Origin of the sequence: Bacillus sp. Xin1, assembly GCF_013314535.1 — a bacterium.
Taxonomy (GTDB): Bacteria; Bacillota; Bacilli; order Bacillales; family Bacillaceae_G; genus Bacillus_A.
In genome coordinates this window covers 51126-76404 of sequence record NZ_JABUAE010000009.1, presented here as the reverse complement: position 1 = coordinate 76404, position 25279 = coordinate 51126, and the positions used below count along the sequence as shown (strand labels likewise).

At 34.8% G+C, this 25279-nt stretch carries 22 protein-coding genes; 11 read left to right on the top strand and 11 right to left on the bottom strand.

Features of this window, described 5'->3' with window-relative positions; translation table 11 throughout:
- Positions 1 to 51: 51 nt before the first annotated feature.
- The gene (locus HRG09_RS11215; RefSeq protein WP_174100890.1) at positions 52 to 1644 is read right to left on the bottom strand and encodes an ABC-F family ATP-binding cassette domain-containing protein; all 1593 of its coding nucleotides are present in this window, start codon (positions 1642 to 1644) and stop codon (positions 52 to 54) included.
- Positions 1645 to 1773: 129 nt separating this feature from the next.
- On the opposite strand from HRG09_RS11215, the gene HRG09_RS11210 reads away from it, so the two are divergent.
- Positions 1774 to 2346, top strand: a complete 573-nt coding sequence (locus HRG09_RS11210) for a TetR/AcrR family transcriptional regulator (RefSeq protein WP_174100889.1) — start codon at positions 1774 to 1776, stop codon at positions 2344 to 2346.
- Positions 2347 to 2401: 55 nt separating this feature from the next.
- Positions 2402 to 3340, top strand: a complete 939-nt coding sequence (locus HRG09_RS11205) for an SDR family NAD(P)-dependent oxidoreductase (protein WP_174100888.1) — start codon at positions 2402 to 2404, stop codon at positions 3338 to 3340.
- Positions 3341 to 3468: 128 nt separating this feature from the next.
- On the opposite strand, the gene HRG09_RS11200 is transcribed toward HRG09_RS11205, so the two are convergent.
- The 8 genes from HRG09_RS11200 to HRG09_RS11165 all read right to left on the bottom strand — a co-directional run bounded on the left by HRG09_RS11200 (position 3469) and on the right by HRG09_RS11165 (position 11393).
- Positions 3469 to 4290 carry a glycosyltransferase family 2 protein gene (locus HRG09_RS11200; protein ID WP_174100887.1) on the bottom strand — a complete coding sequence of 274 codons (822 nt, stop codon included), beginning with the start codon at positions 4288 to 4290 and terminating at the stop codon, positions 3469 to 3471.
- Between the two features lie 28 nt (positions 4291 to 4318).
- Positions 4319 to 5773, bottom strand: coding sequence for an oligosaccharide flippase family protein (locus tag HRG09_RS11195; RefSeq protein ID WP_174100886.1), 1455 nt, complete (start codon positions 5771 to 5773; stop codon positions 4319 to 4321).
- A 56-nt stretch (positions 5774 to 5829) separates the two neighbouring features.
- On the bottom strand, positions 5830 to 6552 hold the full coding sequence (locus tag HRG09_RS11190) for a LicD family protein (RefSeq protein ID WP_174100885.1): 723 nt from the start codon (positions 6550 to 6552) through the stop codon (positions 5830 to 5832).
- A gap of 145 nt (positions 6553 to 6697) precedes the next feature.
- Positions 6698 to 7945 (bottom strand): glycosyltransferase family 39 protein, encoded by a 1248-nt coding sequence (locus HRG09_RS11185; RefSeq protein WP_174100884.1) that lies wholly within the window; start codon positions 7943 to 7945, stop codon positions 6698 to 6700.
- Positions 7946 to 8110: 165 nt separating this feature from the next.
- Positions 8111 to 9382, bottom strand: coding sequence for a glycosyltransferase family 39 protein (locus HRG09_RS11180; RefSeq protein ID WP_174100883.1), 1272 nt, complete (start codon positions 9380 to 9382; stop codon positions 8111 to 8113).
- A gap of 194 nt (positions 9383 to 9576) precedes the next feature.
- Positions 9577 to 9927, bottom strand: coding sequence for a DUF2304 domain-containing protein (locus HRG09_RS11175; RefSeq protein ID WP_174100882.1), 351 nt, complete (start codon positions 9925 to 9927; stop codon positions 9577 to 9579).
- A gap of 6 nt (positions 9928 to 9933) precedes the next feature.
- The gene (locus HRG09_RS11170) at positions 9934 to 10662 is read right to left on the bottom strand and encodes a glycosyltransferase family 2 protein (RefSeq protein ID WP_174100881.1); all 729 of its coding nucleotides are present in this window, start codon (positions 10660 to 10662) and stop codon (positions 9934 to 9936) included.
- A 218-nt stretch (positions 10663 to 10880) separates the two neighbouring features.
- Positions 10881 to 11393, bottom strand: a complete 513-nt coding sequence (locus HRG09_RS11165) for an acyl-CoA thioesterase (protein ID WP_174100880.1) — start codon at positions 11391 to 11393, stop codon at positions 10881 to 10883.
- A gap of 332 nt (positions 11394 to 11725) precedes the next feature.
- Between HRG09_RS11165 and HRG09_RS11160 the strand changes: the two genes are divergently transcribed.
- Complete coding sequence (locus HRG09_RS11160; RefSeq protein ID WP_174100879.1) at positions 11726 to 13042, top strand: glycosyltransferase family 39 protein; 1317 nt, start codon at positions 11726 to 11728, stop codon at positions 13040 to 13042.
- Positions 13043 to 13334: 292 nt separating this feature from the next.
- On the opposite strand, the gene HRG09_RS11155 is transcribed toward HRG09_RS11160, so the two are convergent.
- Positions 13335 to 13976 carry a trimeric intracellular cation channel family protein gene (locus HRG09_RS11155; protein WP_174100878.1) on the bottom strand — a complete coding sequence of 214 codons (642 nt, stop codon included), beginning with the start codon at positions 13974 to 13976 and terminating at the stop codon, positions 13335 to 13337.
- 302 nt (positions 13977 to 14278) lie between these two features.
- Here HRG09_RS11155 and HRG09_RS11150 point away from each other — a divergent pair, with 302 nt between their 5' ends.
- The 7 genes from HRG09_RS11150 (at position 14279) to HRG09_RS11120 (ending at position 22409) form a co-directional block, all read left to right on the top strand.
- A complete protein-coding gene (locus HRG09_RS11150) occupies positions 14279 to 15685 on the top strand; it encodes an O-antigen ligase family protein (RefSeq protein WP_174100877.1) in 1407 nt (468 codons plus the stop codon).
- Between the two features lie 85 nt (positions 15686 to 15770).
- A complete protein-coding gene (locus HRG09_RS11145) occupies positions 15771 to 16874 on the top strand; it encodes a glycosyltransferase family 4 protein (protein ID WP_174100876.1) in 1104 nt (367 codons plus the stop codon).
- Between the two features lie 14 nt (positions 16875 to 16888).
- Complete coding sequence (locus tag HRG09_RS11140) at positions 16889 to 17629, top strand: WecB/TagA/CpsF family glycosyltransferase (RefSeq protein WP_174100875.1); 741 nt, start codon at positions 16889 to 16891, stop codon at positions 17627 to 17629.
- Between the two features lie 314 nt (positions 17630 to 17943).
- On the top strand, positions 17944 to 19143 hold the full coding sequence (locus tag HRG09_RS11135) for an MFS transporter (RefSeq protein ID WP_174100874.1): 1200 nt from the start codon (positions 17944 to 17946) through the stop codon (positions 19141 to 19143).
- A 155-nt stretch (positions 19144 to 19298) separates the two neighbouring features.
- A complete protein-coding gene (locus HRG09_RS11130) occupies positions 19299 to 20015 on the top strand; it encodes a LytR/AlgR family response regulator transcription factor (protein ID WP_174100873.1) in 717 nt (238 codons plus the stop codon).
- Between the two features lie 122 nt (positions 20016 to 20137).
- Positions 20138 to 22213, top strand: a complete 2076-nt coding sequence (gene cstA / locus HRG09_RS11125) for a carbon starvation protein CstA (protein ID WP_174100872.1) — start codon at positions 20138 to 20140, stop codon at positions 22211 to 22213.
- Positions 22206 to 22409 (top strand): YbdD/YjiX family protein, encoded by a 204-nt coding sequence (locus HRG09_RS11120; RefSeq protein WP_174100942.1) that lies wholly within the window; start codon positions 22206 to 22208, stop codon positions 22407 to 22409. Before cstA ends, HRG09_RS11120 begins: the two co-directional genes overlap by 8 nt.
- A gap of 297 nt (positions 22410 to 22706) precedes the next feature.
- Here HRG09_RS11120 and pdxK read toward each other — a convergent pair whose 3' ends face one another.
- Positions 22707 to 23531, bottom strand: a complete 825-nt coding sequence (gene pdxK / locus HRG09_RS11115) for a pyridoxine/pyridoxal/pyridoxamine kinase (protein ID WP_174100871.1) — start codon at positions 23529 to 23531, stop codon at positions 22707 to 22709.
- A 157-nt stretch (positions 23532 to 23688) separates the two neighbouring features.
- On the opposite strand from pdxK, the gene HRG09_RS11110 reads away from it, so the two are divergent.
- On the top strand, positions 23689 to 25263 hold the full coding sequence (locus HRG09_RS11110) for a GAF domain-containing sensor histidine kinase (protein ID WP_174100870.1): 1575 nt from the start codon (positions 23689 to 23691) through the stop codon (positions 25261 to 25263).
- Positions 25264 to 25279 lie beyond the last annotated feature (16 nt).

Sequence of the window (25279 nt, the reverse complement as noted above, 5' to 3'; positions counted from 1 at the left end):
GAGAAGAATATATTCATAATAAAAAAGGGATCTTAGTAGATCCCCTTTTTATTAGCTGTTAGATTGTGCCCATTCTTCTACGTTCCAAACTTTTGTTATCCAATCTTGGTAGAAGTCTGGTTCGTGACATACAAGAATAATGGTCCCTTTGTATGCCTTCATTGCCTTTTTCAGTTCTTCTTTTGCTGTAACATCAAGATGATTTGTTGGCTCATCGAATAGTAGCCAGTTACTCTCTTCACCCATTAGCTTACATAAACGAACTTTTGCTTGCTCTCCACCGCTTAATTGGCTTAATGGACGAGAAATATGCTCGTTTTTCAAACCACATCGTGCTAACATTGCACGAACTTGGTGCTGATCTAGACTTGGGAATGTATTCCATACATCATCGATTGGCGTTAAATTCTCAGCCTTTACTTCTTGTTCGAAGTATGCAGGTTCTAAGAAGTCACCAAGGCTTGTTTTCCCGCTTAATGGTTTAATTTTACCTAGGATTGTTTTTAATAATGTTGACTTACCAACACCATTACATCCAACAATAGCGATTTTTTCTCCACGCTCAATTGTCATCGTTAGTTTTGGCAATAATGCATGTGTGTATCCAATTTCTACGTCTTCACCTTCAAAGACAAAGCGACTGCTTGCGCGACATTCTTTGAAAGAAAATTCGGGTTTAATTGCTGTTTCTGGGCGATCGATACGCTCCATGCGATCAAGTTGCTTTTGACGGCTCTTTGCACGACCTGTTGTGGAATAACGGGCTTTGTTTTTGGCGATAAAATCTTCTTGTTTTTTAATGAATTCTTGTTGTTTTTGATAAGCGTTTAAATGTTGATTTTTATTGATTTCAGCTAACTCTAGGAATTTTTCATATGTCGCTGTGTAACGCGTCATTTTTGAGAATTCTAGATGGAAAATAACATCGACACATTTGTTCATAAATTCCGTATCATGGGAAATTAAAAGGAACGCATGTGGATATTCTTTCAGGTAATTTGTTAACCATTGAATATGTTCAACATCTAAATAGTTGGTAGGCTCATCCAGTAATAGTACTTCTGGTTGTTCAAGTAATAGCTTGGCAAGTAATACTTTTGTACGCTGCCCACCACTTAATGCAGAAACATCACGGTCTAATCCAATTGCATCAATTCCAAGACCACGTGCAGCCTCTTCAATTTTAATATCTAGTAAGTAGAAGCCACCTGCTTCAAGTGCATCTTGTATTTCTGCCATTTGGTCTAGAAGTTCTTCCAATTCTTCTGGTGTAGCCGTTCCCATTTTTTCTGTAATAATATTGAGTGTTTTTTCTTTTTCAAATAAAGGTAAGAATGCATCTGTTAATACGTCACGAATCGTTCTGCCTGGTGTTAAAATTGTATGTTGGTCTAAATATCCATAGTGTGTACCAGGTGTCCATTCTACGCGTCCCTCATCATGGATAAGCTGTCCAGTAATGATATTCATAAATGTTGATTTACCAACGCCGTTTGCACCAACTAATCCAACATGTTCTCCTGCCAATAAACGCATTGATACGTCTTTAAATAGTGTGCGGTCACCAAATGTATGACCTAAATTTTCAACTGTTAATAAGCTCATAGTGTCCTCCGTCCATTTCAAAATAGTATCTTGAATCATGATACTAAATTCTTAGAGATAATACCATCCTTTCAAAATGTATATTTTTTCAAAAATAGGATTGTTTTTTTCTGGAAAAGGGATATAATGTAATTGAACAGCGGTTAATTAAATTGTGAGGTATGAGAGATGTCGCCAAGAAGGGCAGTTAAACAAGAATTAACAAGAGAAATGATTATGAATGCAGCGAGGGACTTGTTTATAAAACAAGGGTATCAGCATACTTCCATGCGTAAAATTGCAGCAGCATTAGGATACAGTCATGGTTCGATTTATTATCATTTTAAGAATAAAGCAGAGCTTTTTTATGCGATGATTGAACAAGATTTTCAATTATTAAATGAAACACTAGATGAAATTAATGCTCTAAATTTAAAACAGGAAGAGCAATTAAAAGCAGTTTTATTTGGATTTATTGAATTCGGTTTACGAAATCAAAGTCATTATGAAATCATGTTCTTGATTAAAGATGATGAATTAAAAGAATGTTTAGCAGATGGACCAAATGTTAGTTATGAGAAGTTCGCTTCTGTTATATCTTCTTTATGTAAAGGAAATATAAATGCAATGACAGTATGGTCTGTTTTTTTATCATTACATGGATTTGTTGCGCATTATTGTGGAAGTGGTCAAACGTTTGAAGATGTACAAGATTTAGCTAAAGCGCATGTAAATTTTATTGCAAAATCGCTTCTGATGTAAGTGATTTTCTTTTTAATATTAATTGAACACCGGTTAATTAAAGGGGGATATGATGATGAAAAAGGCGCTAGTGTTGGGAGCATCTGGGGCAATGGGATATGCCATTACAAAAGAATTATGTACTCTTGGGATAGATGTGGTTGCTTTTGCGAGAAAGAGGGAGAAGCTAGAAACTTTATTCCGTGAGGAAGAAAACATACAAATAGTAGCAGGAGATGTATTTAAGCAAGCAAATATAATGGAAGCTGCTAAAGGTGTAGATGTTATATTTCATGCTGTAAATATTCCGTACACAGATTGGGGGACAAAGCAGCCAGAGTTACTAAAAAATATATTAGAAACGACGAAGTGCCAAGGTGCTAAATTAGCGATGGTAGATAATATTTATGCGTATGGAAAACAAGGAAGAGGGAAGGTAACGGAAGAAGCTTTAAAGAATCCACATACAAAGAAGGGGAGAATTCGTTTACAGCTTGAATTGATGGCGAAGCAAGCAGAGGTGCCGGTACTTATTGCTCATTTTCCGGACTTTTATGGACCAAATGCGGAAAGCACACTCGTTCATCATACACTGCAAGGTGTTCTTGCAAATAAAATATCTAGTTTTGTTGGGGATAAGAAGCTTGCTAGGGAATATATTTTTACACCGGATGGAGCTAAAGCTATTGTTGAATTAGCATTACGTGATGATGCATATGGGCAAAATTGGAATATACCAGGATCAGGTGTAATTACAGGGGAAGAAATGATTAGGCATATAAGAGAATTAACTGGATATACAAAACCTATAATGACTGTAAAAAAACGTATGATCGGAATGATTGGCCTATTTGATAAACAAATGAAAGAGTTTGTAGAAATGTTATATTTGACAGAAGAACCGGTTGTATTAAGTGGAGAAAAGTATGAGAGGTATATCGGTAAAGTGCCAAAGACATCTTACCGTGAGGGACTAAAGGAGACGATTTCGTTTTTAGAGAGAGAAACTAGATGAAGTGGAACTTTAATCAGTGGGGACTCTATTCCCCACTGATTATCAGTCCTCACCAATCGAGCTGCCCGTTAATGCAGGATAAAAAAGAAGAGCAAACTGTTCTAATATTGAACGGTTGCTCTTCTTTTTTATTTAAAATACCCTCGAACGATTCCTTTTAAACGATTTGCATGGAATTTACGTTTGTCGTTCGAAATATTTTGTGTCATACGGAATGTAGCGGCTGCAACCGCGCGTAAAAAGTAAGGGAAGCCATAATGTAAACGAATTACTCTTCCGAAACCACCGGCATAGGAAATAGCCCTTTTTAATGATTGCTCATTAATCACTTCTTCTTTTACTGGATGGTATACGAATAGGTCTTTTCTAAATAGTCCTGTATATCCATTTTTCATACCGCGCAGTACGAAATCAGTTTCTTCACCAGCTCCGTAAATTGTTCCAGATCCAACACCTAAATCTTCATCAAACATATCAACATCTTGTACAAATTGTTTCGTAAAGAATAGTGTGAAAGACGGTCCCATGAATCCGTACTTATCATTTAAAATAATATCGGTTTCTGGTGCATGTACTAATGAGCCTGTTCCTTCCACATTTGTAGTATTCGTTGATATAAACTGAATATCTTTATTGCTGTTAAATGTTTCTAGAATGCTTTCTAACACATTTGTTTCATAGATACAATCGTCATCTGGGAAAGCAATGATATCGCCATCAGCTACTTTTAAACCTGTATTACGGGCACGGGATAAACCTTTAATAGGGGTATAAATATAGTTTATGGCGAACTTTTCTTTGTAATCCTCAAATAGATCAGAAATTGGTGTATCATTTTGGTCAACTACAATAAGTTCGAAGTTTTTATATGTTTGTTTTTCTAATGATTGTAGTAAATCAAGAATATCGTCACGTCTACCACAAGTGGCCATGATTAAAGAGAATTTCAATTGTAACAGCTCCTTTAAGAGGTTGCATTTAAGCTTTTTTAAATCGTGCTTTTATTTTGTCTAATAGCATAAAGAGAATTTCATCTTTCGCTATGAATAGAATAAGTGCATAAGCGAATCCACATGCTAACATTGTGATGATAACTTGTAGGGTTTGTCCTGAAATTATTGTATTCACTAAGAATGCTATTGGTAAAAATGTCAGTGAATAAAACAGGTATCGTAGCTTTTGCATATCGAACAATGTGTAATTTACTTTTAATTTCTTTTTCACATAAATATATTCAAATATAATTAATAAACAGTTAGCAATTGTTGTTGTGAAAATTGCTGTTGTTGGTGTAAGTACATCAAAGTATATAAGCGCAATATTAGATGCAAGGTTTATGAAACCGCAAATGAATAAAAAGCGTACTAAAATACTTTCTTTCTTTTTCACGTAAATAATTTGGTTTGCTAAAATAGATTCAATTCCTACTGAAATCATATAAAATGCAAACACGATTAATGTATTACCAGCTCCAGCAAACTCATGTCCGCCGTAAATGACAACAGCTCCATGAGCAATAAGCATTAAACCGATAGCGGCTGGGAACAACGTAATGAAATATACTTTTGAGATTTTATTTAGTAATGCTTCATATTCTCCTTCAGTTGCGTTACCTGATAAATAGGAGAGTCTTGGAATTGTAACTTGTACAACACTTAACATAAGTGTATTAATAATGGTCATAATTTGAAAGGCCATTACATAGAAAGCAACTGCAGCTTTTCCGGCATATTCCCCTAAAACAAGGCGATCTAGCTGTGTGTAGAGAATATTAGCATTTGAAAAAATAACAACTAAAAATAAAGGTTTTAAATGTGGAACAATTGTTAAATTGGAAAAATCAAACTTAACTTGGCGCTTCACATATATAAAACTAATAAAATGGTTTAAAAATGTTGATAAAACTAACAAACCGGCAAATTGCTTATAGTCATCTGCTCCATGAATAAAAGTGAAAAGAAGCACAACATAAATCAGACGAACAATAACGGTTTTTTTCGTAATGAAATCATAATTCTCATGCGCTTCATTAAACCATTCTACATAGAATAAATTAGCAATGAAATTAAATCCGAAAATGAGAAGTACAGGAAATAAATCTTGGTTCCCATAGCCGATATAGCTAAAGAGTGAAAATGCTATTAAAGCCAGAATACTTGTTGTAACGTTAATTACATATAAACTCGTGAACAATTGTGCAACTTTCTTCTTATCATTTTTTATTAAGCTGATTTCACGCAATCCATATTGATATACACCAAATACAGCAAAAATGAAAAAATAATTAAAAATCGTTTCAGCAAAATTAACAGTTCCCATGGATTCGGCACCAAGCATCCTGTATGCGTAAGGTCCTACTAGAATTGGGAGAATAATATTAAAGGTATTCAGCAATATTTTATAGAAAATATTTGAGACAAGTGACTTTTGCATAATTTCACCTTTCCACACAAATGAAAGTTAAATACGTATCTTTCATGATCATTGTATTAATTATTGAAATAGATTCCTTCTGCATGTTCTATAGGAAGTAATTCAATATTAGAAGCAGAGTTAGAAGAATCCCAATCTGCATTTTTAATCATATAATTTGGTCCATAATTGTCTGTTAAATACTGCTCATAATTACTAGGAACAGCAAATGTTTCACCTTTAAACGGGATTGTTCCCATATTGGTAAATGTAGAGATTGCTCTCTTTGTTTTCCAACCAGTTGAAACGCGATATGTTTCATGATTTGTAAACGTTACATTTTTGCCACCTTCAAAGAAATAACACCATACTTTATCATCAGCTTCTTTAAAGTAGTAGAAAATATCTACATATACACCATGATAAACATATGTTTCCTCTACAGTTTTTCCATCAATCATAAATGCTCGTTCTTTTATAAAGCCTCTTTGTTTCATTTGGTCTTCAATAGCTTGCCTCATATTTTCATCTACGTAAAAAGCTCCAACATCAATATCATCATCATGACCGATGAAGTCTTTTTCACGTACAGCGCCTAATAAAGTACCATAATCTAGCCAGAATGTATGTCCTGCAGCTTCAAAAGCTTCTTGCATTAGAATCAGTGATTTTAATCCATACTGTTCCATATTTGCTCTTCGAATACGAAGTGTTTTATTTTGAGAATAGTTTTGGATAACAGGGATTGATTTGATTTTGCTATAAAGTGGGTTGTTTTTAATCCGTTGTATAAGTTTCAAGAGATGTCCTCCATATTGAATAAATTAATATTGGTAATCAATAACTACGGATATAAGTGTACCGCATATAAACTTTGTAAATCAACTATTGGTTAATTAGGGGAATAGATGAATAAATGCCCCAAGTCCACTTGGGGCATTTATGTTATCTATATTTTAAATTAGAAAGTGATTGTATTATACGTACAATTCCATAGGAAGCGATTAGACATATGATTGGTATTACGAAATACCCGTAGCGATCTATAGCAAGGAATATATTAGCAGATGCTACATATATGACAAGACTGCTTACTAACATCATCAAACGCTTATGCTTAAAGGAATTTAACATAAAGCAGAAAGAACTTATAGCTGTAAAAGCTATTAAGAGTTGATGATATCTTTTCACAAGTGGATAGAAGGAATAATTGTCTACCCAAGATGGTCTTATAAATAATTCAATTGTTTTCCCAACAGTAAACCAGGAGAACCAATAGGTAAAGTCAGTAGAAAAACCTTGCTTGATTAAATGCTTTGCATACTCTGATTTGTCTGTATATCCCGCTGTATTCATATCATTGATGATATTCATATAGCCTGTTTTATAAAATGGGTCTGCCCCTGCAATAAGAGGATCGCCCCCTTGGGTAGAGAACGGAACAAATTGATGTAAAGCTAGGAAATTTCGGAATACCCATGCTCCAATAATAAAAATAGGACCAATACACCAAAGTAATCCAATTTTGATTGATTCTTTTATTCCATACGTATAAATAACAACAATCATTGGAATTAGTAACATAGGTGCAGGGTTTGGTCGGAACATAAGTAATATTGATACGATGATACCGAACCAAACATGATATTTTACTTTGTTATGTTTCCATGCAAGAACAAATAAATAGATTGAGAAACATAATAAAAACATAGACGGTGGTTCCGTTAATAGTAAACGGAAATAGTGATATATACTAAAGTAACTAGCGTATAACCCGCTTGCAATAAGGCCATATGCTTTTCGTTCAAACAATTCTTTTCCTATTAAATATAAGAGAAGAATTGTTAATAAATCGAAAATCGTATTAAAACTAGTAGCGACATAATAGTATGGTATAGAAGTTATCTTTGATACGATAAGCGCTCCAGCCAATAATAGGGGCTGACCAGGTGTTACATAAGCATTTTTCTGTGGTGGATCGCTTGGCTCCATATATACATATCCAAATACACCATGTTCTAATAATTGTTGAGCTGATAATGTATAGTTATATGCATCGTTGGCACCATATGTCTTTTTAATTTGTTCTGCATCTACGCCGGGTTGTTTTACTAGGCAAATAATATGTAGTATCAGAGATAAAGTCAAAATGATATATAGTGACTTAGGTAATTTTTTTAAAAGCCTTAACATAATAGTCTCCTCTCCTTTTATGTAGCAATATATTACCAAGCTTATATTATAGGTTATTTTATGTAGTATAACCACTTTTATCTTTTTGATGTGTTTATAAAAAGGGCTCTTTTTTTGAAAGGGCCCTTTTGTAAAATGAATATTATATACATTCAACCTTAAAATCTATCGCATTACTTTTTTGTAGAGAGATGAAAAGAATTGAATAGTGAAGAAAGAACTTAATATACAGATGCAAGGAATAATGAAGAAACCGTATCTAGACATAACTAAAAACATATTTGAAAGTACAATATAGACCAATACAACAATAGATAAAAATAAGACTTGTTTATTTTTTCTATATGAAAGGAAGCAACCTAATCCAGTTAGCACGACAAAGAGATGTTGATAGTCAAAGAACTTTATAATCCAAGGTTTAAAGTAACTTGTATAGAAATTTAAGGCGTGTGCTTCATTAAATAAATAAATCGTTTTTCCTACGGTAAACCACGAAAACCAAATAGGGAATTGATTTGTAAGGCCTTCCTTAATTAAATGTTTACCATAATCACCTTTTCCCTCTGATGTATCAGGATAACCCGCATTTATCATATCTTGATCCATATTATCTTCGTCCCATAAATAATATGGATTTGCCCCAGATAGTAAAGGGTCACCTGCGTGAGAAGAAAATAAATAAGCTTTTCCAAATACCATAAAGTTTCGAATAACCCAAGGGCCCATAATTAGAACAGGACCAATACACCAAATAAACCCAATTTTAATGGCCTCTTTTAATCCATGTTTATAAACCATAATCCCCCATGCAAGGAGTAATAATGGTGCAGGCGTAGGCCTAAACATTAATGTAATGGAGGCGATAATACCAAATAAAACATGAAGACGAAACTTATTTTTTTGCAATAGTAGCAGAAAAATAAGCATAGACAGCATAAAGAAAAACACAGACGGTATTTCTGTTAATAGTGATCTAAAAAGATGATAAGCAGAAAAATATGTTGTGTACAACATACTTGCTAATGACGATATAAATATATTTTTAAAGAGTAATTGCGAGATAGCGTAAATAATAGCAATGATTCCTAAATTTAAAATCATATTCATAATACGCGATAAGACAATGTGATCGACATGCAACCATTCAGAAACTTGGAATATTCCCGCTAAATAAAATGGCTGACCAGGGGTTACAAAGGCATTTGGTTTTGTATCAGCATAGCCATATATCCCGTCATGTAGTAATTGCCAAGCCATGTTTGCATATTTAGAGGCATCAAGAGAACCATAGGTTGCAACGTGTTTACTAAATACTTCTGGTTCGTTGTAAACAGAACCAGGGTGCTTTAATAAAAAGTACATATGCATTAGAAATGCGAATATTAAAATATATAAAAGTGGACTTTTAATCATTTTATATACTTTATTTAATATCATATAAAGTACACCTCATTTGAATTTCATTGATATTTTATAACAAAGTTCGTAATTTCAGGCTAGTAAGTAAATTTGATTTTTCCTTTAACGGGCAAACAAGCAGTAATCAATTAGATTTTAGCGAAAAAAATCTAAACTGCTTGCTGCCAGTATATAAAGAACTCCCTATTGGGAAGAAACCTGTTTTAAACACTTTATTTCGAATGTTCTTGTTCTTTTGCTAATGTTTGTTTTAATAATGCATACTCTTGCGTTAATGTCACGAGTTGGTGATGTTGTTTTGATAATTTTCGAGTTAAATCAAAAATTAGGATGAAACAAAACAGCAAGCCAAACAAGAATAAAATAGATGGTGGATATTCTACATGCAGTAGTTGTCCAATCCAGTTTATAATGCGATCGGTAGAACTTAGAATAGCCATGGATACACAAACAAAGATCCATAGAATTGAGTATTTTGTTTCTAAAGCTCCTTTACGAATGGAGTTAATAATAATCAAAAACATCAAAAGAATAAAGATAAATGAAAAGGTAACTATTGACATATATGATCAGCCTTTCACGATTTTTTGCATTAATATAGCGAGACTTACTTTAATCATGTAATATGCAGATTTTAAAGGAGTAATAGAAGATTGTCCGCCCTGTCTTTCTTGCATATTTACAGAAATCTCGTTAATGCGTAAGCCTTTTTTCTTTAAGTGGATTAAAACTTCTGGTTCTGGGTAATCCTTTGGATAGTTATAAGAAAAGATTTCAATTACCTTTCGGTTAATTGCACGATAACCAGATGTTGGATCCATAAATGTTTGTCTTGTTAATAATTTTAATAGGGCTGTAAAGTAAAAAATGCCAATTCTACGCGAGATGCTACCTTTATAAGCCGTTTTTTTAGTAAAACGTGAACCGAGTACCATATCGCACTCATCTTCAGCGATAGGTTTAATAATTTTGTATAAGTCCTCAGGATTATGTTGACCATCTGCATCAAATTGAATCGCGATGTCGTATCCATTCACATCCGCATATTTGTAACCAGTTTGTACAGCAGAACCGATTCCTAAATTGTATGGTAAATTTACAATGTTAACTGGGAATTCTTTTACAATTTCTGCTGTTCGGTCGCGTGAACCATCATTAATAACACAAATATCTAATTGTGTGAAATGTTCTTTCAGTTCTAATAGTCTCGTTAATGTATCTCCAATTGCTTCTTCTTCATTATAAGCAGGAATAATAATCAGCGTTTTCGGTATTGAAATTGGTACTTCAACAGACATTTTTGCACCATCCTTAATATAAAATGATTAATGAGATTAAATGAAACAAGATAATTTAAGCACACTTTACTTAATATACCATTAAAATTATAACAAAATAAAGGACAAGGTATGTAATTTTTGTAAATAGAAAAGTTAGACTATGCATTCTTTTGAAAAAAATAACGAATATAGTAAGACTATATTCGTTAAGGGATGTCAATTTTTGGGATTTTAACTTATACACTCCAAGGTTTATTCAATGTTAATACATCAGCCATTTCTTTACTTTGTGCCCGGCTATCTTTTCTGCTTTGTGCACGTTCTTTTCCTGTTTTATATAACCAATGTTCTTCTTCTGTTTCTGGTAGCACTTGTGGTACAGAAGAGGGCTTTCCATCTTTTAATGCTACGAATGTAATGAAGCAGGTAGCCGCGATGCGACGTTCCCCTCCTAATAAATGCTCTGCAACGACTTTCACAAATACCTCCATAGAGGATCTTCCGGTATAGCAAACGAATGCCTCATAGCAAACGGAATCCGTTTGGTGGATTGGAGTTAAAAAGTCAACGGAATCAATGGAGGCTGTTACGCAATGTTTTCGGCTATGTCTTGCTGCTGCGATAGATGCGATGCTATCAATTTCCGCTAATAATTTTCCACCAAATAATGTTTGATGGTTGTTTAAATCGTTTGGAAAAACCCGCGTTGTTTTAATTGCTTTTGATTCTCTCATAAATTTCTTATCCATATAATCGACTCCTATTTATGTTTTCAATCAGAGTGGCATGCCTGTTTACTGTATAAAAAAGGTTCGTGTCTTCTATTGAATGTAATTTGCTATTTAAACAATTGATATTCGATAAACAGTGTACTTTATTAAAATAGAATAATATTGCATTTCTATTCGTATAACTGAAAGAAAATTTATTTTGTATAGGTTGTAGTGTAAAAGAGGTTTCGCTTACATTGCAAGTGAAAAAGTGACTGCTATATTTTTTTCATATAAATTTTTTAACTGTCATGTGTCCATTCATGATAGAATCGTTGTGTTATGAATGGAAATAGAGGTGCAATATACATATGAATCATATACAAACAGGGTTTTCATCTTTTTTTAGTAAAATGATTATTGGAACTATGCTTGCCTTTTTTGTTTATTCCTGCTGGAACGCCTTCGAGGGAAGTAAGCAGTTTTTAGGAGGAAGCGCTACGAGTTTAACGATTGTGCTCTCGATTTTTGTTATACTGCTGTTGCTTCTCTCGTCTATTTTGCAATATCGCTTTACGGATAAACAGTTTCTCATTTTTCTAATGAGTATGACGGTGCTTATTCGACTTGGAGCAGTTCTCTTTTTTGATGCTCCAGTTATAGGAGATATGAGAGCTATGTATGAGACTGCAAAACAAGTTGCGCTGGGGAGCAGTAATATAACTCTTGTTAGTCAAATACCTTTCATTATATATGAGTCAGTATTAATTCGTGTGTTTGGCGATGCTACATTTGTTTTGCAATTATGTAATGTTTTATATTGCGCAGGAACAACATTTTTCATTTATCGAATTGCGGCAATTTTATTTCAAGAAGAATGCGGTCGAATTGCGGCGGTGTTTTACTCACTATATTTGCCCAATATTCTTTCTTGTTCATTATTAACAGGGGAATCACTCTCTATATTTTTATTTTACTTTGCGAGTTACATATTACTGCATAAAGGGTTGAGTCATTCTTACACATGGGCATGTGCTGCCATACTATTTGCCATTAGTAATATGATGTATCCAGTAGGTGTATTTATACTTATTTTAGTAATTGTATATGTTTTACTAGTGGAAATATTCCAAAGTGCAGATAAACAAAATGTATTGTTAAAACTGATCGGGGTTTTGGCTGTATTTTATGCAACTCATTTCGCTATGAATTACGGAATTCAAGCAATGGGAATAAAGCAGTATGCCATCTCTAATGATGCGTATGTGCAATCGGTTTTAATTGGGGAAGAGCGTAATAAACAAGAAACGGTTCAAGCAAAAAGCATGAAAGAACGCCTGAATCAGAAATTAAATGAGTTAGAAACGGAAAGGTTAGCCGCTGTTAAGCCGAGTGTAGATCAACTATCTGCAGAAGGAATGAATGGGGTATTGCTAAAAGGCGAGAAACTTATTTTTCTAGTTGTATCTTTATTTATGTCGATTGCGCTTTTACATTTTCTTATTCAAAAACAAAAGAGCGAAGGTTATATGTTCCTCCTGTTACTTATAACCGGATATATTGGCATGAAGCTTTTAAATAAAGATATGGTATATAGTAATTTAACTATACCAAGTCTATTCATTTTACAAAGTTTAGGTGTCTATATGCTGTCATTCTATTGTCAAAAGCTATTTTTCAAAAAATAGGGTGAAATCCTTTTGTAGCAAGATATTTTTATTCTATATCTTTTAGGGATATACTGAGGTATATGAGAAAGGAAGACTCACCATTTTTTAAGTGGTGAGTTTTCTATTTAGGCATAAATAAAGAGAATTCACTTTGAATTCTCTTAATGACTTTTACCCCGCATTAACGAGCAGTAAGACCCCCACCTCAAAATTCGGCAAAAGCAAAGAAGTTAGGTGGGAGGTCAACTGCCCGTAAAAGCCCGATTGGTTCAACTAATAATCAGTAGGGGATGAAGAAAACCCCCACTGATTAAAGTTTCACTTTATTAGCATTTGCCTTTGCATGACTTTTAAAGAAGACTGGAAAATGCACATTATATATAACAGTGACTACACGTATGATGAATGTTACTAGTAAGCAAATATAAAAGGCTAATACGTGTGCACCCATTTCATACGTAATTAGGAAACTAATTGCACCTAAAATAGAAGCAATTGCATAGATCTCCTTGCGGAATACATAGGGAATATCTTGAGCGCAAATATCACGCAAAATCCCTCCGCCAATACCTGTAATAACACCCATCGAAACAACTAAGAAGGAAGCATCGACGTGATGTGACATAGCAGCATTTGCGCCAATAGCAGTAAAAACGCCTAAACCGACAGCATCTGAAAGCATAATGACAACTTGAAGTTTATTAATACGTTCAAAAAACATACAAGTAAAGAGAGCTGCTAACACGCTGACAAAAAAGTAAATCGGTTGTACAAATGCAACGGGAGGTAGGTTACCAATCATAATATCACGAATAATTCCGCCACCGAGTGCAGTAGCTACAGCTAAACAAAGGACACCAAATAAATCTAAATCTTTCTTTAAACCAACTAATGTACCAGAAATGGCAGCGGCGATGATGCCGAGAAACGTAAATATTTCGATTAATAACATGGCTCTAATCCCTTCCTCTTAAAGATGTTCCAGAGCAAAATATACACTAAAGTTTTAGAAATAACAATTACTTTTCGTTACATGTAGAAAAAAAGAAAAAACGAGGAAAGAAAGCGTTTGAAAATACGGGATATGCAACATATAAGGAAGAGATTTATTATCTAATATCTATATAGATAGTAATTGAAAATAGCAAGTGGTTAACTGAAAAATTATGTTATAATAAATATTTGAGACAAGTTAAAGGTTTATTGTAAATTGTATAAAGTGAGATAAGGTTATGATAGTTATGGGGGTTCGAGATGTTAGAAAATAATAGTTTAGGTAATAAATTTGGAAATTTTTTATTGATTTTCATTATGTTACAGCCAGTTTTAGACTTACTCACATCATTTTGCATCATGGTTTTGAAAATTGATACAACAATTGGAATTATTACGCGTTTATTAGTAATGGCTCTTGGTGGAATCTATATTTTGCTTCAAGCAAAAGAAAAAGAAAATCGTAAATATATCATCTATTTAATAGTAGTAGGCATTGTTTTTGCTATAGGTTTAGTAAATAATAAACTTGTCAAAAGCCCTATTATGTTGGCAGAAGAAGTTAAATTCATAGCAAAATCGTTATACCCATTAATTATGCTTACTTGTTACATTTTTGTGTTTAAATCATTAAGAGAAAAAACAAATACGTATTCCAAAATGCGTAACTATATTGTGTATGCAACGTTAATTATAAATAGTATCATGGTTATTTCCATTGCGACAGGAACGGATTATAACAGCTACGAATGGGTGAAACTTGGTTCACGTGGTTGGTTCTATGCAGGAAATGAATTAGGGGCCATTTTAGCAGTTATATGTCCAATTGTTGTCCTATACTCAATTGAAAAAACAACAAGCATAGCGAAGAGTTATTTTTGGATTCCTTCTATTTTAATTATCTTCTCATTATTTGCTGTTGGTACAAAGGTCGGTTTTGGAGCAATTTTTGGTACAATGGTTGTTGCTGTTTTCATGTGCTATGTTCAAGCATTCCTGCAGCGTAAAGATAGAAAGAAGAAGCCATATTTATTGAATGGTATTCTAGCAACTGTCGTTTTTGCTGGAGTATTAGCGTATACACCATTTTCACCATTCTTAAAAAATATAGGACTTCACTTCCAAATTTTTGAGCAAAAACAAGAAGTGAAAAAAGCGGAAGAAAAGAAAGAAGAAAAGAAACAACATAAACCTCCTGTTACAAAAGAGGAACAAGAAAAAGAAATAGCGAAAGAAAAAGAAGTAGAGAAAAAAGAAGAAACACAAGCAATTATTTTCAGTGGGCGTGAGCTATTCCAACAAATGTATAAAGACTATTATGCAAAAGCTCCGACATCTCAAAAATTATTGGGCATGGGGTATGCTGGGAATTTCAAAGAATATCCGAAGCTAATTGAACGAGACTTTCATGATTGGTTCTATTCATTTGGAATTGTTGGTTTCGCTCTACTTTTAATCCCATTCTTATACTTCGGTGTGAAAATTCTTCTCGTATTAGTAACTAGGTTTAAGGATGTATTTACGGTGAAATACGGATTATTAGCAACCGCATTAGCTTTAGCGCTGGGTATCGCATTTATAGCGGGACATGTATTAACGGCGCCTGGAGTAAGTATTTATTTTGCTGTAATCTTTGCATATTTAATTGTTGATTTAGAAATTGAATGATAGAAAAATAAAAGCTAGCGTCACGTTAGCTTTTATTTTTTGTTATAGTAATTATAAGAGAACATAAAGATGGAGGAAGAAAGAGATGAAAGTGTTGCATATGAATGCTGGAGCAGAAGAAGGTGGCGGGAAAACTCACATTATTTCACTTTTGTCGCAATTTCCAAAAGATGAAGTTGAACTACTTGTGTTTGAAGAAGGTGCAATTGCTAGAGAAGCGAGAGAGCTTGGAATTAAAGTGCACGTTTTTTCCCAATCATCTCGTTATGACATATCGATTCTTTCCAAAATACGTATGTTTATTAACGAAGAACGCTTTGATATTGTACATACACATGGCGCGCGCGCGAACTTTTATCTTTCTCTTCTAAAAAGGAAGATACGTGCAAAATGGGTAACAACAGTTCATAGTGATCCAACTCTTGATTTTATGAAGCGCGGTTTAAAAGGTTGGATTTTTACAAAGTTAAATTTGCGGTCTTATAAGAAAGTTGATTTATTTTTTGCAATTACGGAACGTTTTAAGAAAAATACAGTAGCACTCGGTGTGCCAGAAGATAAAATTTGTACGGTTTATAACGGAATTGAGTATGATAACATTCCAACAAAGTCGTATAATATGAAAGATGAATTAGGTGTACAAGAAGGGACATTTATTGCCATTCAAGTAGCACGTCTTCATCCTGTAAAAGGACATAATATTTTATTTGATGCTTTGCAAAAACTAAAAATTCCTAACATAAAGGTATTATTAGTTGGAGATGGCCCAATTGAAACAGAATTGAAAGAGACAGTAAGGCAGAAGGGCTTAGAAGATAAAGTAATGTTTTTAGGGTATCGTTCGGATGTTAAAGAATTATATGCATCCGCTCATATTAATTTATTAACTTCTTATAGTGAAAGCTTCCCACTTGTATTATTAGAAGCAGCAAATCAACGTTTAACATCTATTGCAACAAATGTTGGTGATATGGAAGAATTGATTGTTGATCATACATATGGATGGATTGTACCAATTGGTGATGTGCATGCATTAGCAAGTGCATTAGAGGAAAGCTATAAGAAATGGATGAATGGTGAATTAGCATCAATGGGTGAACGTTTGTATGAGCATGCTTCTTCTCATTTCTCATTACGAAATCTATATGAAGATACTCATAAAGCATATAAAAAACTTTTATTGAAATAGAGAGGATTATTATTATGGCAGTACAAACAGTTGATATTTTAGGTGTCCCTTTCTCTACGATGACAATGGAAGAGACAATTCAATATATCATGAAGCAGTTAGAATTAGAACAAACTCATACATTTCAAGTTGTAACAGCGAATCCGGAAATTGTAATGTGTGCGAAAAAAGATCCAAGTTTTCATCAAACACTTTTGAAAACAGATTTAATCACACCAGATGGTATTGGAGTTGTAAAAGCAAGCGGCATGCTAGGCACACCATTAAAAGAGCGCGTAGCAGGTTTTGATTTAATGAGTGATTTATTTGGGACGTTGTCGAAAGAGAATAAATCCGTATCTGTTTTTTTACTTGGAGCAAAACCGCATGTTGTGAAAGGTGCTGCTGATCATTTAACAAAAACATATTCAGCTGTATCTATTGTGGGAACACAAGATGGATATTTCAAACAAGAAGAGGAAGAAGATATTATTTCTCGTATTCAAGAAGCAAAGCCAGATCTATTACTTGTAGCACTTGGATTCCCAAGACAAGAAAACTTTATACAAAATAATAAACATCGTTTGCAAGCAAAGATAGCTGTTGGTGTAGGTGGTAGTTTGGACGTTTGGGCAGGAGAAGTAAAACGTGCACCAAAATGGATTCAAGCCATTCATTTAGAATGGTTTTACCGTCTATGTAGTAATCCGACGCGTTGGCGTCGTCAGCTTGTATTAGCTGAATTTTTAAAAGAAGTGATGCGTTCGAAAAAGTAGCGAAATATCGCTGCTTTTTTTTTGAAAGTTGAATATGCGGCATCCTTAACCTTCACTTTATCCCGCTATTTTAGGGAAGTAAGATCCACGCCTTAAGATCCAGAGGAGAACGAGGTAGATAATTGGAGAATAATTGCTCGTAAAAGCCCGATTTTTAAGGGCTAATCATCAGTAAAACCCTACTAATGGAAGCTCCACTTTATGGGAAGATTAAAAAGGAACCTTTAAGTAAAAATAGGAATGAAATTATTTTACTTATACAATACACACATGTAAAATGATGTGTAAAGACACCTGTGTAAGGAGGACTTTTTGTGGGGAATGTAAAAGAAATTTCAAAGCGCAAGCTTCTTGGAATAGCGGGGCTAGGCTGGCTATTTGATGCAATGGATGTGGGTATGCTGTCATTTGTCATCGTTGCACTGCAAAAAGAATGGGGACTAAGTAGTCAAGAGATGGGCTGGATAGGGAGTATCAATTCTATTGGGATGGCTGTGGGTGCACTCATATTTGGGATACTAGCGGATAAGATGGGAAGAAAATCGGTCTTTATTATAACGTTATTATTATTTTCTATCGGTAGCGGCTTAACCGCATTAACAACAACATTGACTATGTTTCTCATATTGCGCTTTTTAATCGGTATGGGTCTTGGCGGAGAATTACCAGTCGCTTCGACGCTTGTATCTGAAAGTGTTGAAGCTCATGAACGTGGAAAAATTGTTGTATTACTAGAAAGTTTTTGGGCTGGTGGTTGGTTAATTGCAGCTTTAATTTCTTATTTTGTCATTCCAAACTACGGTTGGCAAATAGCGATGGTATTAAGTGCAATCCCAGCTTTTTATGCGCTATATTTACGATGGAATTTACCGGATTCACCAAGGTTTGAAAAGGTTGAGGAAAAACAATCTGTTATTGCAAATATAAAAGCGGTTTGGTCTGGAGGATACAGAAAAGCAACGATTATGCTATGGGTTTTATGGTTCTGTGTGGTCTTTTCTTATTATGGCATGTTCCTTTGGCTGCCAAGTGTGATGGTGTTAAAAGGATTTAGTTTAATAAAAAGTTTCCAGTATGTGTTGATTATGACGTTAGCGCAGCTTCCAGGGTATTTTACTGCTGCATGGTTTATTGAACGTCTCGGCCGTAAATTTGTGCTAGTTACGTATTTAATTGGCACGGCATGTAGTGCTTACGTCTTTGGAGTAGCTGAATCGCTCACGACATTGTTAGTAGCAGGAATGCTATTGTCCTTCTTTAATCTAGGAGCATGGGGTGCACTATATGCATATACACCTGAGCAGTATCCGACAGTGATTCGCGGTACTGGGGCTGGTATGGCTGCGGCATTTGGTCGTATTGGTGGTATTCTCGGTCCGTTGTTAGTAGGTTACCTTGTTGCTTCTCAAGCTTCTCTCTCTTTGATCTTTACAATCTTTTGCAGTTCCATTTTAATAGGTGTGCTTGCAGTGGTTGTACTTGGACAGGAAACGAAGCAACAAGAATTAGTATAATAAGGGAAGGAGGTCCAAAAGACTTCCTTCCTTTGTTTTTTGAGAAAAAGGGTAGCTTATTAAATAGAAAATATGCATAGAAAAAGGGATTATTTTGTACTAAAGCGAATGTATACAACAAGACATATGGACAAAACAATTAGGTGGTTGGGCAGATGAAAATTTTACTTATCATGGAAGAGGCAGAAAATAGAAATCGATTAATAGAGACATTTACAGAAAGTATGCGAAATATAGAGTGCTTTGAAGCAAGAACAGGAATGGAGTCTTTACAAGTAGCCAAAAAGCATATTCCTGATTTTGTTTTTTTAGATACAAAATTAAAGGATGGCACAGGGTTCGAATTCTCTAGCTTATTAAAGCAATTAAGTAGCGATACAAAGTTTATTTTTATGGGTGAGAATATAGAAGAGGCGGTAACAGCATTTCGCTTCCAAGCGTTTTATTATTTACTACGACCTTTTCATGCAGAAGATTTACAATTTCTTTTGCATAGACTAGAACAAGAAAAAGGAAAGAGTATAAAAAATCATTTGCGCAAACTTCCGATTGAAAGTCATGAAGGAATTACGTATCTTTTCCCAGAGGATATTGTATATGTAAGTAAAAATAAAGAGAATAAAACCGTCTCGATATACACAACAAATAATCAATATATTTCAACATACACACTCCAAGAATTAGAAAATAAATTAACAGCATATGATTTTTTGCGCGTTCATAAAAGTTATTTAATAAATGTTATGTATGTTCAAGAACTAAAGCCTTATTATAACGGAACTTATAATCTTTATTTAGAAAGATATGATGAGCAGCCGATTCCTGTTAGTCGAAATTATGTCAAACGACTTCGAAATAAAATTGAACTATGACAAGTCATAGGTGAATTTCAACATGTTAACATAAGAATCCTTCATGATAAGGAGGATTTAACTAAAATATTCAGAAAATTTAGTACAATCTCCACTAAGAAGTAGTATAGGGGGGATTGTATGTGAAGGCATTTAAGTCAATTTTACTTTGGGGTGTAATCGCAGCAATAGGAGCAGCTGGATTTGGTGTAATTGCTTTATCACAAGGCGAAACGATTAATGCTGTATGGTTATTAGTCGCAGCAGTTTCTGTATATGCGATTGCGTATCGTTTCTATAGTAGATTTATCGCACGAAAAGTATTTGAACTAGATAATAATCGACAAACACCTGCTGAGACGCTAAATGATGGGAAGGATTATGTTCCAACAAATAAATGGGTATTATTTGGACATCACTTTGCGGCAATTGCTGGAGCGGGCCCACTAGTAGGTCCAATTTTAGCAGCGCAGATGGGATATTTACCAGGAACAATTTGGATTATTGTTGGGGTTGTAATTGCTGGAGCAGTACAAGATTTTGTTATTTTATTTGCTTCAATGAGACGTAATGGAAAATCATTAGGTGAAATGATTAAAGATGAGATTGGTCCTGTAACAGGATTGATCGCGATGATTGGTATTTTAGGTATTATGATTATTTTATTAGCGGTATTAGCTTTAGTAGTTGTGAAAGCGCTTGTTGGTAGCCCTTGGGGAATGTTTACAATCGCAGCGACAATTCCAATCGCTATTTTAATGGGTGTTTATATGCGTTACATTCGTCCTGGACGAGTCGGGGAAGGATCCGTTATCGGTATTATTTTACTTCTTTTATCTCTTGTAGGAGGACAATATGTAGCTGAGAATCCTACACTCGCAAGTATGTTTACTTTTAGTGGTGAAACAATTGCAATTATGCTTATTGTATACGGTTTTATTGCGTCTGCATTACCGGTGTGGATGCTCTTAGCTCCACGTGATTATTTAAGTACCTTTTTAAAAGTGGGTACGATTGTTGGGCTAGCAATTGGGATCCTCATTGTAGCACCAGACCTACAAATGCCAGCTGTGTCCAAGTTTATTGACGGAACAGGACCGGTGTTTTCTGGAAATCTATTTCCGTTTTTATTTATTACAATTGCATGCGGGGCTGTATCAGGGTTCCATGCTTTAGTTTCTTCTGGTACGACGCCGAAGATGATCGAAAGAGAAGGACATGCCCAGCCAATTGGTTACGGGGCAATGCTAATGGAATCGTTCGTTGCAGCGATGGCAATGATTGCGGCTTGTGTATTAACACCAGGAACGTACTTTGCAATTAACAGTCCAGCAGCTCTTATCGGGACCGATGTCTCACAAGCGGCTCAAGTGATTTCTTCTTGGGGATTCACGATTACACCAAATGAATTAAAAGAGCTGGCTGTAAACGTTGGTGAACAAACGATACTATCTCGTACAGGAGGAGCGCCAACATTAGCAATTGGGATGGCCTATATCTTTTCACAAGTAATTGGTGGCACTGCGATGATGGCGTTCTGGTATCACTTTGCTATTTTATTTGAAGCATTATTTATTTTAACTACAATTGATGCTGGTACACGTGTAGGACGATTTATGATCCAAGATATTTTAGGACACGTATATAAACCGTTTGCGAAAACAGATTCTACACTGGCTAATGTCATTGCAACAACGTTATGTGTGTTAGGATGGGGATACTTTTTATACCAAGGTGTAGTGGATCCGCTCGGTGGTATTAATACATTATGGCCACTCTTTGGAATTGCTAACCAAATGTTAGCGGGAATTGCGTTATTACTTGGAACAACAATATTATTCAAAATGGGGAAAAAGGCATATGTTTGGGTTACCCTTATTCCGACTATCGGTTTGCTAATTGTGACAATGACAGCCGGCTATCAAAAATTATTCCATGAGAATCCGAAAATTGGATTTTTATCGCATGCAAAAGTATTCCAAAATGCTTTAGATGAAGGGAAAATACTAGCACCGGCCAAAAATGTAGCACAAATGAAGCAAATTATTTTCAATGATTATGTTGATGCTGCGCTTTGTGGAATTTTCATGTTAGTTGTAATAGCGGTTCTTATTTCAGCTATTCGTATATGGATTAAAGTGTTGCAAAATAAAGCAACACCATTAAAAGAAGCACCATATATTCCAAGAGATGAAAGTGAGTCGAGAAATTATGCTTAAAAAATTTGGGAAGGTGTGGAGGGCACGTAAGCAATTTATTAGTTTGCTTGTTGGAGTGCCGAGTTATGAAACGTATGTTACTCATATGAAACAACACCATCCAGAAGAACCGATTCTATGTCGAAAGCAATTTTTTGCAGAAGCACAAGAAGCTAGATTCAATGCGAAGGGCGGAAAAATATCAAGATGTTGTTGAAGAGAAAGAGCGATTCGTCGCTCTTTTTCACCTTTTTTGTTGTTTCACGTGGAACAACAAAAAAGGTAAAAAATTTCGGGATTATAGAGATAAAGTGAAACTTTAATCAGTGGGGGTTTTCTTCATCCCCCACTGATTATTAGTTGAACCAATCGGGCTTTTACGGGCAGTTGATCCCCCACCTATCTTCCTCGTTTCTCTCTGAATCTTGAGGTGAGGGTCTTACTGCCCGTTAATGCGGGATAAATTAGCATCATAAAAAAACAAGCTATCCATGGATAGCTTGTTTTTTATTTCTTATACAAGTTCTTTTCCAGCAGCAAATTTACGATATGCACCGTGATGTGTTGGTCCGATGTATTTGTTTAATTTGAAAGAGTGACGAATCGCAGCTGTGATAAATTCTTTTGCGATTGCTACAGCTTCTTTTACAGATTTACCTTTTGCAAGTTCTGCTGTAATTGCTGCAGAATATGTACAACCTGCGCCGTGTGTATTTGTTGTATCAATTTTCTCTGATTCTAGAAGATCGAATGTTTCTCCATCGTATAATACGTCGATTGCAGTTTCTGTACCTAGTTTGCTACCGCCTTTAATAAGTACATATTTTGCACCTAGAGCATGGATTTTTTTCGCAGCTTCTTTCATGTCTTCAAGGGAATTAATTTTTACACCGCTTAATTGGTATGCTTCAAATAAGTTTGGTGTAACAACTAATGCTTTTGGAACAAGTACATCGCGTAAGCAGTCATTTGTTTCCGGATGCAATGCTTCATCTGCACCTTTACAAACCATAACTGGGTCTACTACTACATTTTGTAGATTATGCTTTTCGATTGTTTCAGCAACCATTTCAATAATTTCAACTGATCCAAGCATACCTGTTTTTAAAGCATCAACACCAACACCTTCAATTGTTGTTTCTAATTGTGGTTTTAGTGTAGAAGCTTGAATAGGGAATACGTTGTGTGCCCACCCGTTATACGGATCCATCGTTACGATTGTTGTAAGAGACGTCATTCCGTATACTCCAAGTTCTTGGAATGTTTTTAAATCCGCTTGTATACCAGCGCCACCGCTTGTGTCAGAACCAGCGATTGTAAGTGCTTTGTTTAATGTCATTGTGAAAGCCCCCTCAGGTGATATAATGAAAACTACATTTTTAACCATTATATCAATGTTACGAATAAGTAAAAAGTGAAAAAGTAACTAGATTTTTTGAGAATACATTGAATTTGATACAATGAAGAAAGAAAATATTATATGTAGGAGAAAATTTATGTTTCAAGGAAATCGTATAAGCGAACTAGCTATATTAAAAGAAATTGCAGAAACATTAAATACATCTAATGATACATATCATGTGCTGCAAGCGGTATTAGAGAAGTTATTGCATGTAACAGGATTAACAACAGGGTGGGTTTTTCTTGCTGATGAAAATGGTAGGTATACAAAGTTAATTGATTATCATTTACCAGCAGCCCTTTCTTTTCAAAATAAAAGGCCAATGTGTGAAGGAGAATGTTGGTGTTTGCGTCGGTTTGTAGAAGGAAAATTAGAGCGAGCTGTTAATATTATTGAATGTAAGCGAATTAACAACGCGGTTGAAAATAATTGGGGTGACACTGAGGGGATCCTTCATCATGCAACTGTTCCATTAAAAGCTGGTGGAGAAGATTTTGGAGTTTTAAATGTCGCAAGTCCAGGGAAAATACATTTTTCTGAAGAAGAACTTATGCTGTTGCAATCGGTTGCTCTGCAAATTGGAACAGCTTTAAAAAGAACGAAACTATATGAAAGTGAAAAGAAAAGGGCTCATTATTATGTGAAACTAGAGCGTTTTATTCAGGAACTAAGAAAAATTCATAAATTAAGTACATTGCCAGAAGAAGTTGTGAAACAAGTGGGAGATGTATTTCTATGGGAGCAAGTTGCATTTTTTATAAAAGAGGAAAAGCTCTCTATGCGAGCTTTCTATAAGAAGCATACAGTACAAGAGGATTTTGGCTTAGAGAGGGCAGCAAAGGAAGCAATAGAAAAGAATCGACCTATTTTAATGAAAAGACAAGTGGAAAATAGCGTTCATCCTAACGGTTCTATTCTTGCAGCTCCAATACATATTCGAAATCATGTGTTCGGTGTTTTATGTGTGAGTTCAAACAAGGGTGAGTTTGATATAAATGCCATAGATATTCTTCAAGCGTTAACGAATCATATTTCATTAATGATTGAGAATTTACGATTAAATGAACAGCGCCGTGAACTTGTCAGAATGGAAGAACGTAATCGTTTGGCAAGAGACTTGCACGATTCAGTTTCACAAAAACTATTTTCACTAACCTTCATGGCGAAGGGCACAGAAGCTGTTTTAAAAGGACAAAATGAAACGGTAGATCAATCTCTTCATGAGATAAGAGAGTTAGCGCAAGGTGCTTTAAAAGAAATGCGGACACTCATTTGGCAACTTCGTCCAGCGGGACTAGAAAAAGGTTTGCTTCCAGCTTTAAAGCAATATGGAGAGAATTTAGGGCTGAAGATTCGTGAGCAAGTTACAGGGGTGCGCGATTTACCACGTGTAGTGGAAGAAACGCTATGGCGAATTGGACAAGAGGCGTTAAATAATGTGAGTAAACATGCGGGGGTAACAGAGGCGACAATTTATTTGAAAGTAAGGGAGAAAGAAGTGTCTTTAGAGATAGTTGATTACGGGCTTGGTTTTATAGAAGAAGACATAAAAGAGAAAAAGTCGCTCGGTATGACAACAATGCGTGAGCGTACAGAGTTAATTGGCGGATGTATTACGATTGTAAGTGAGAAAAAACGAACGAGTATAAAAGTTATCGTACCATTATAATGCCATGTGAAAATGA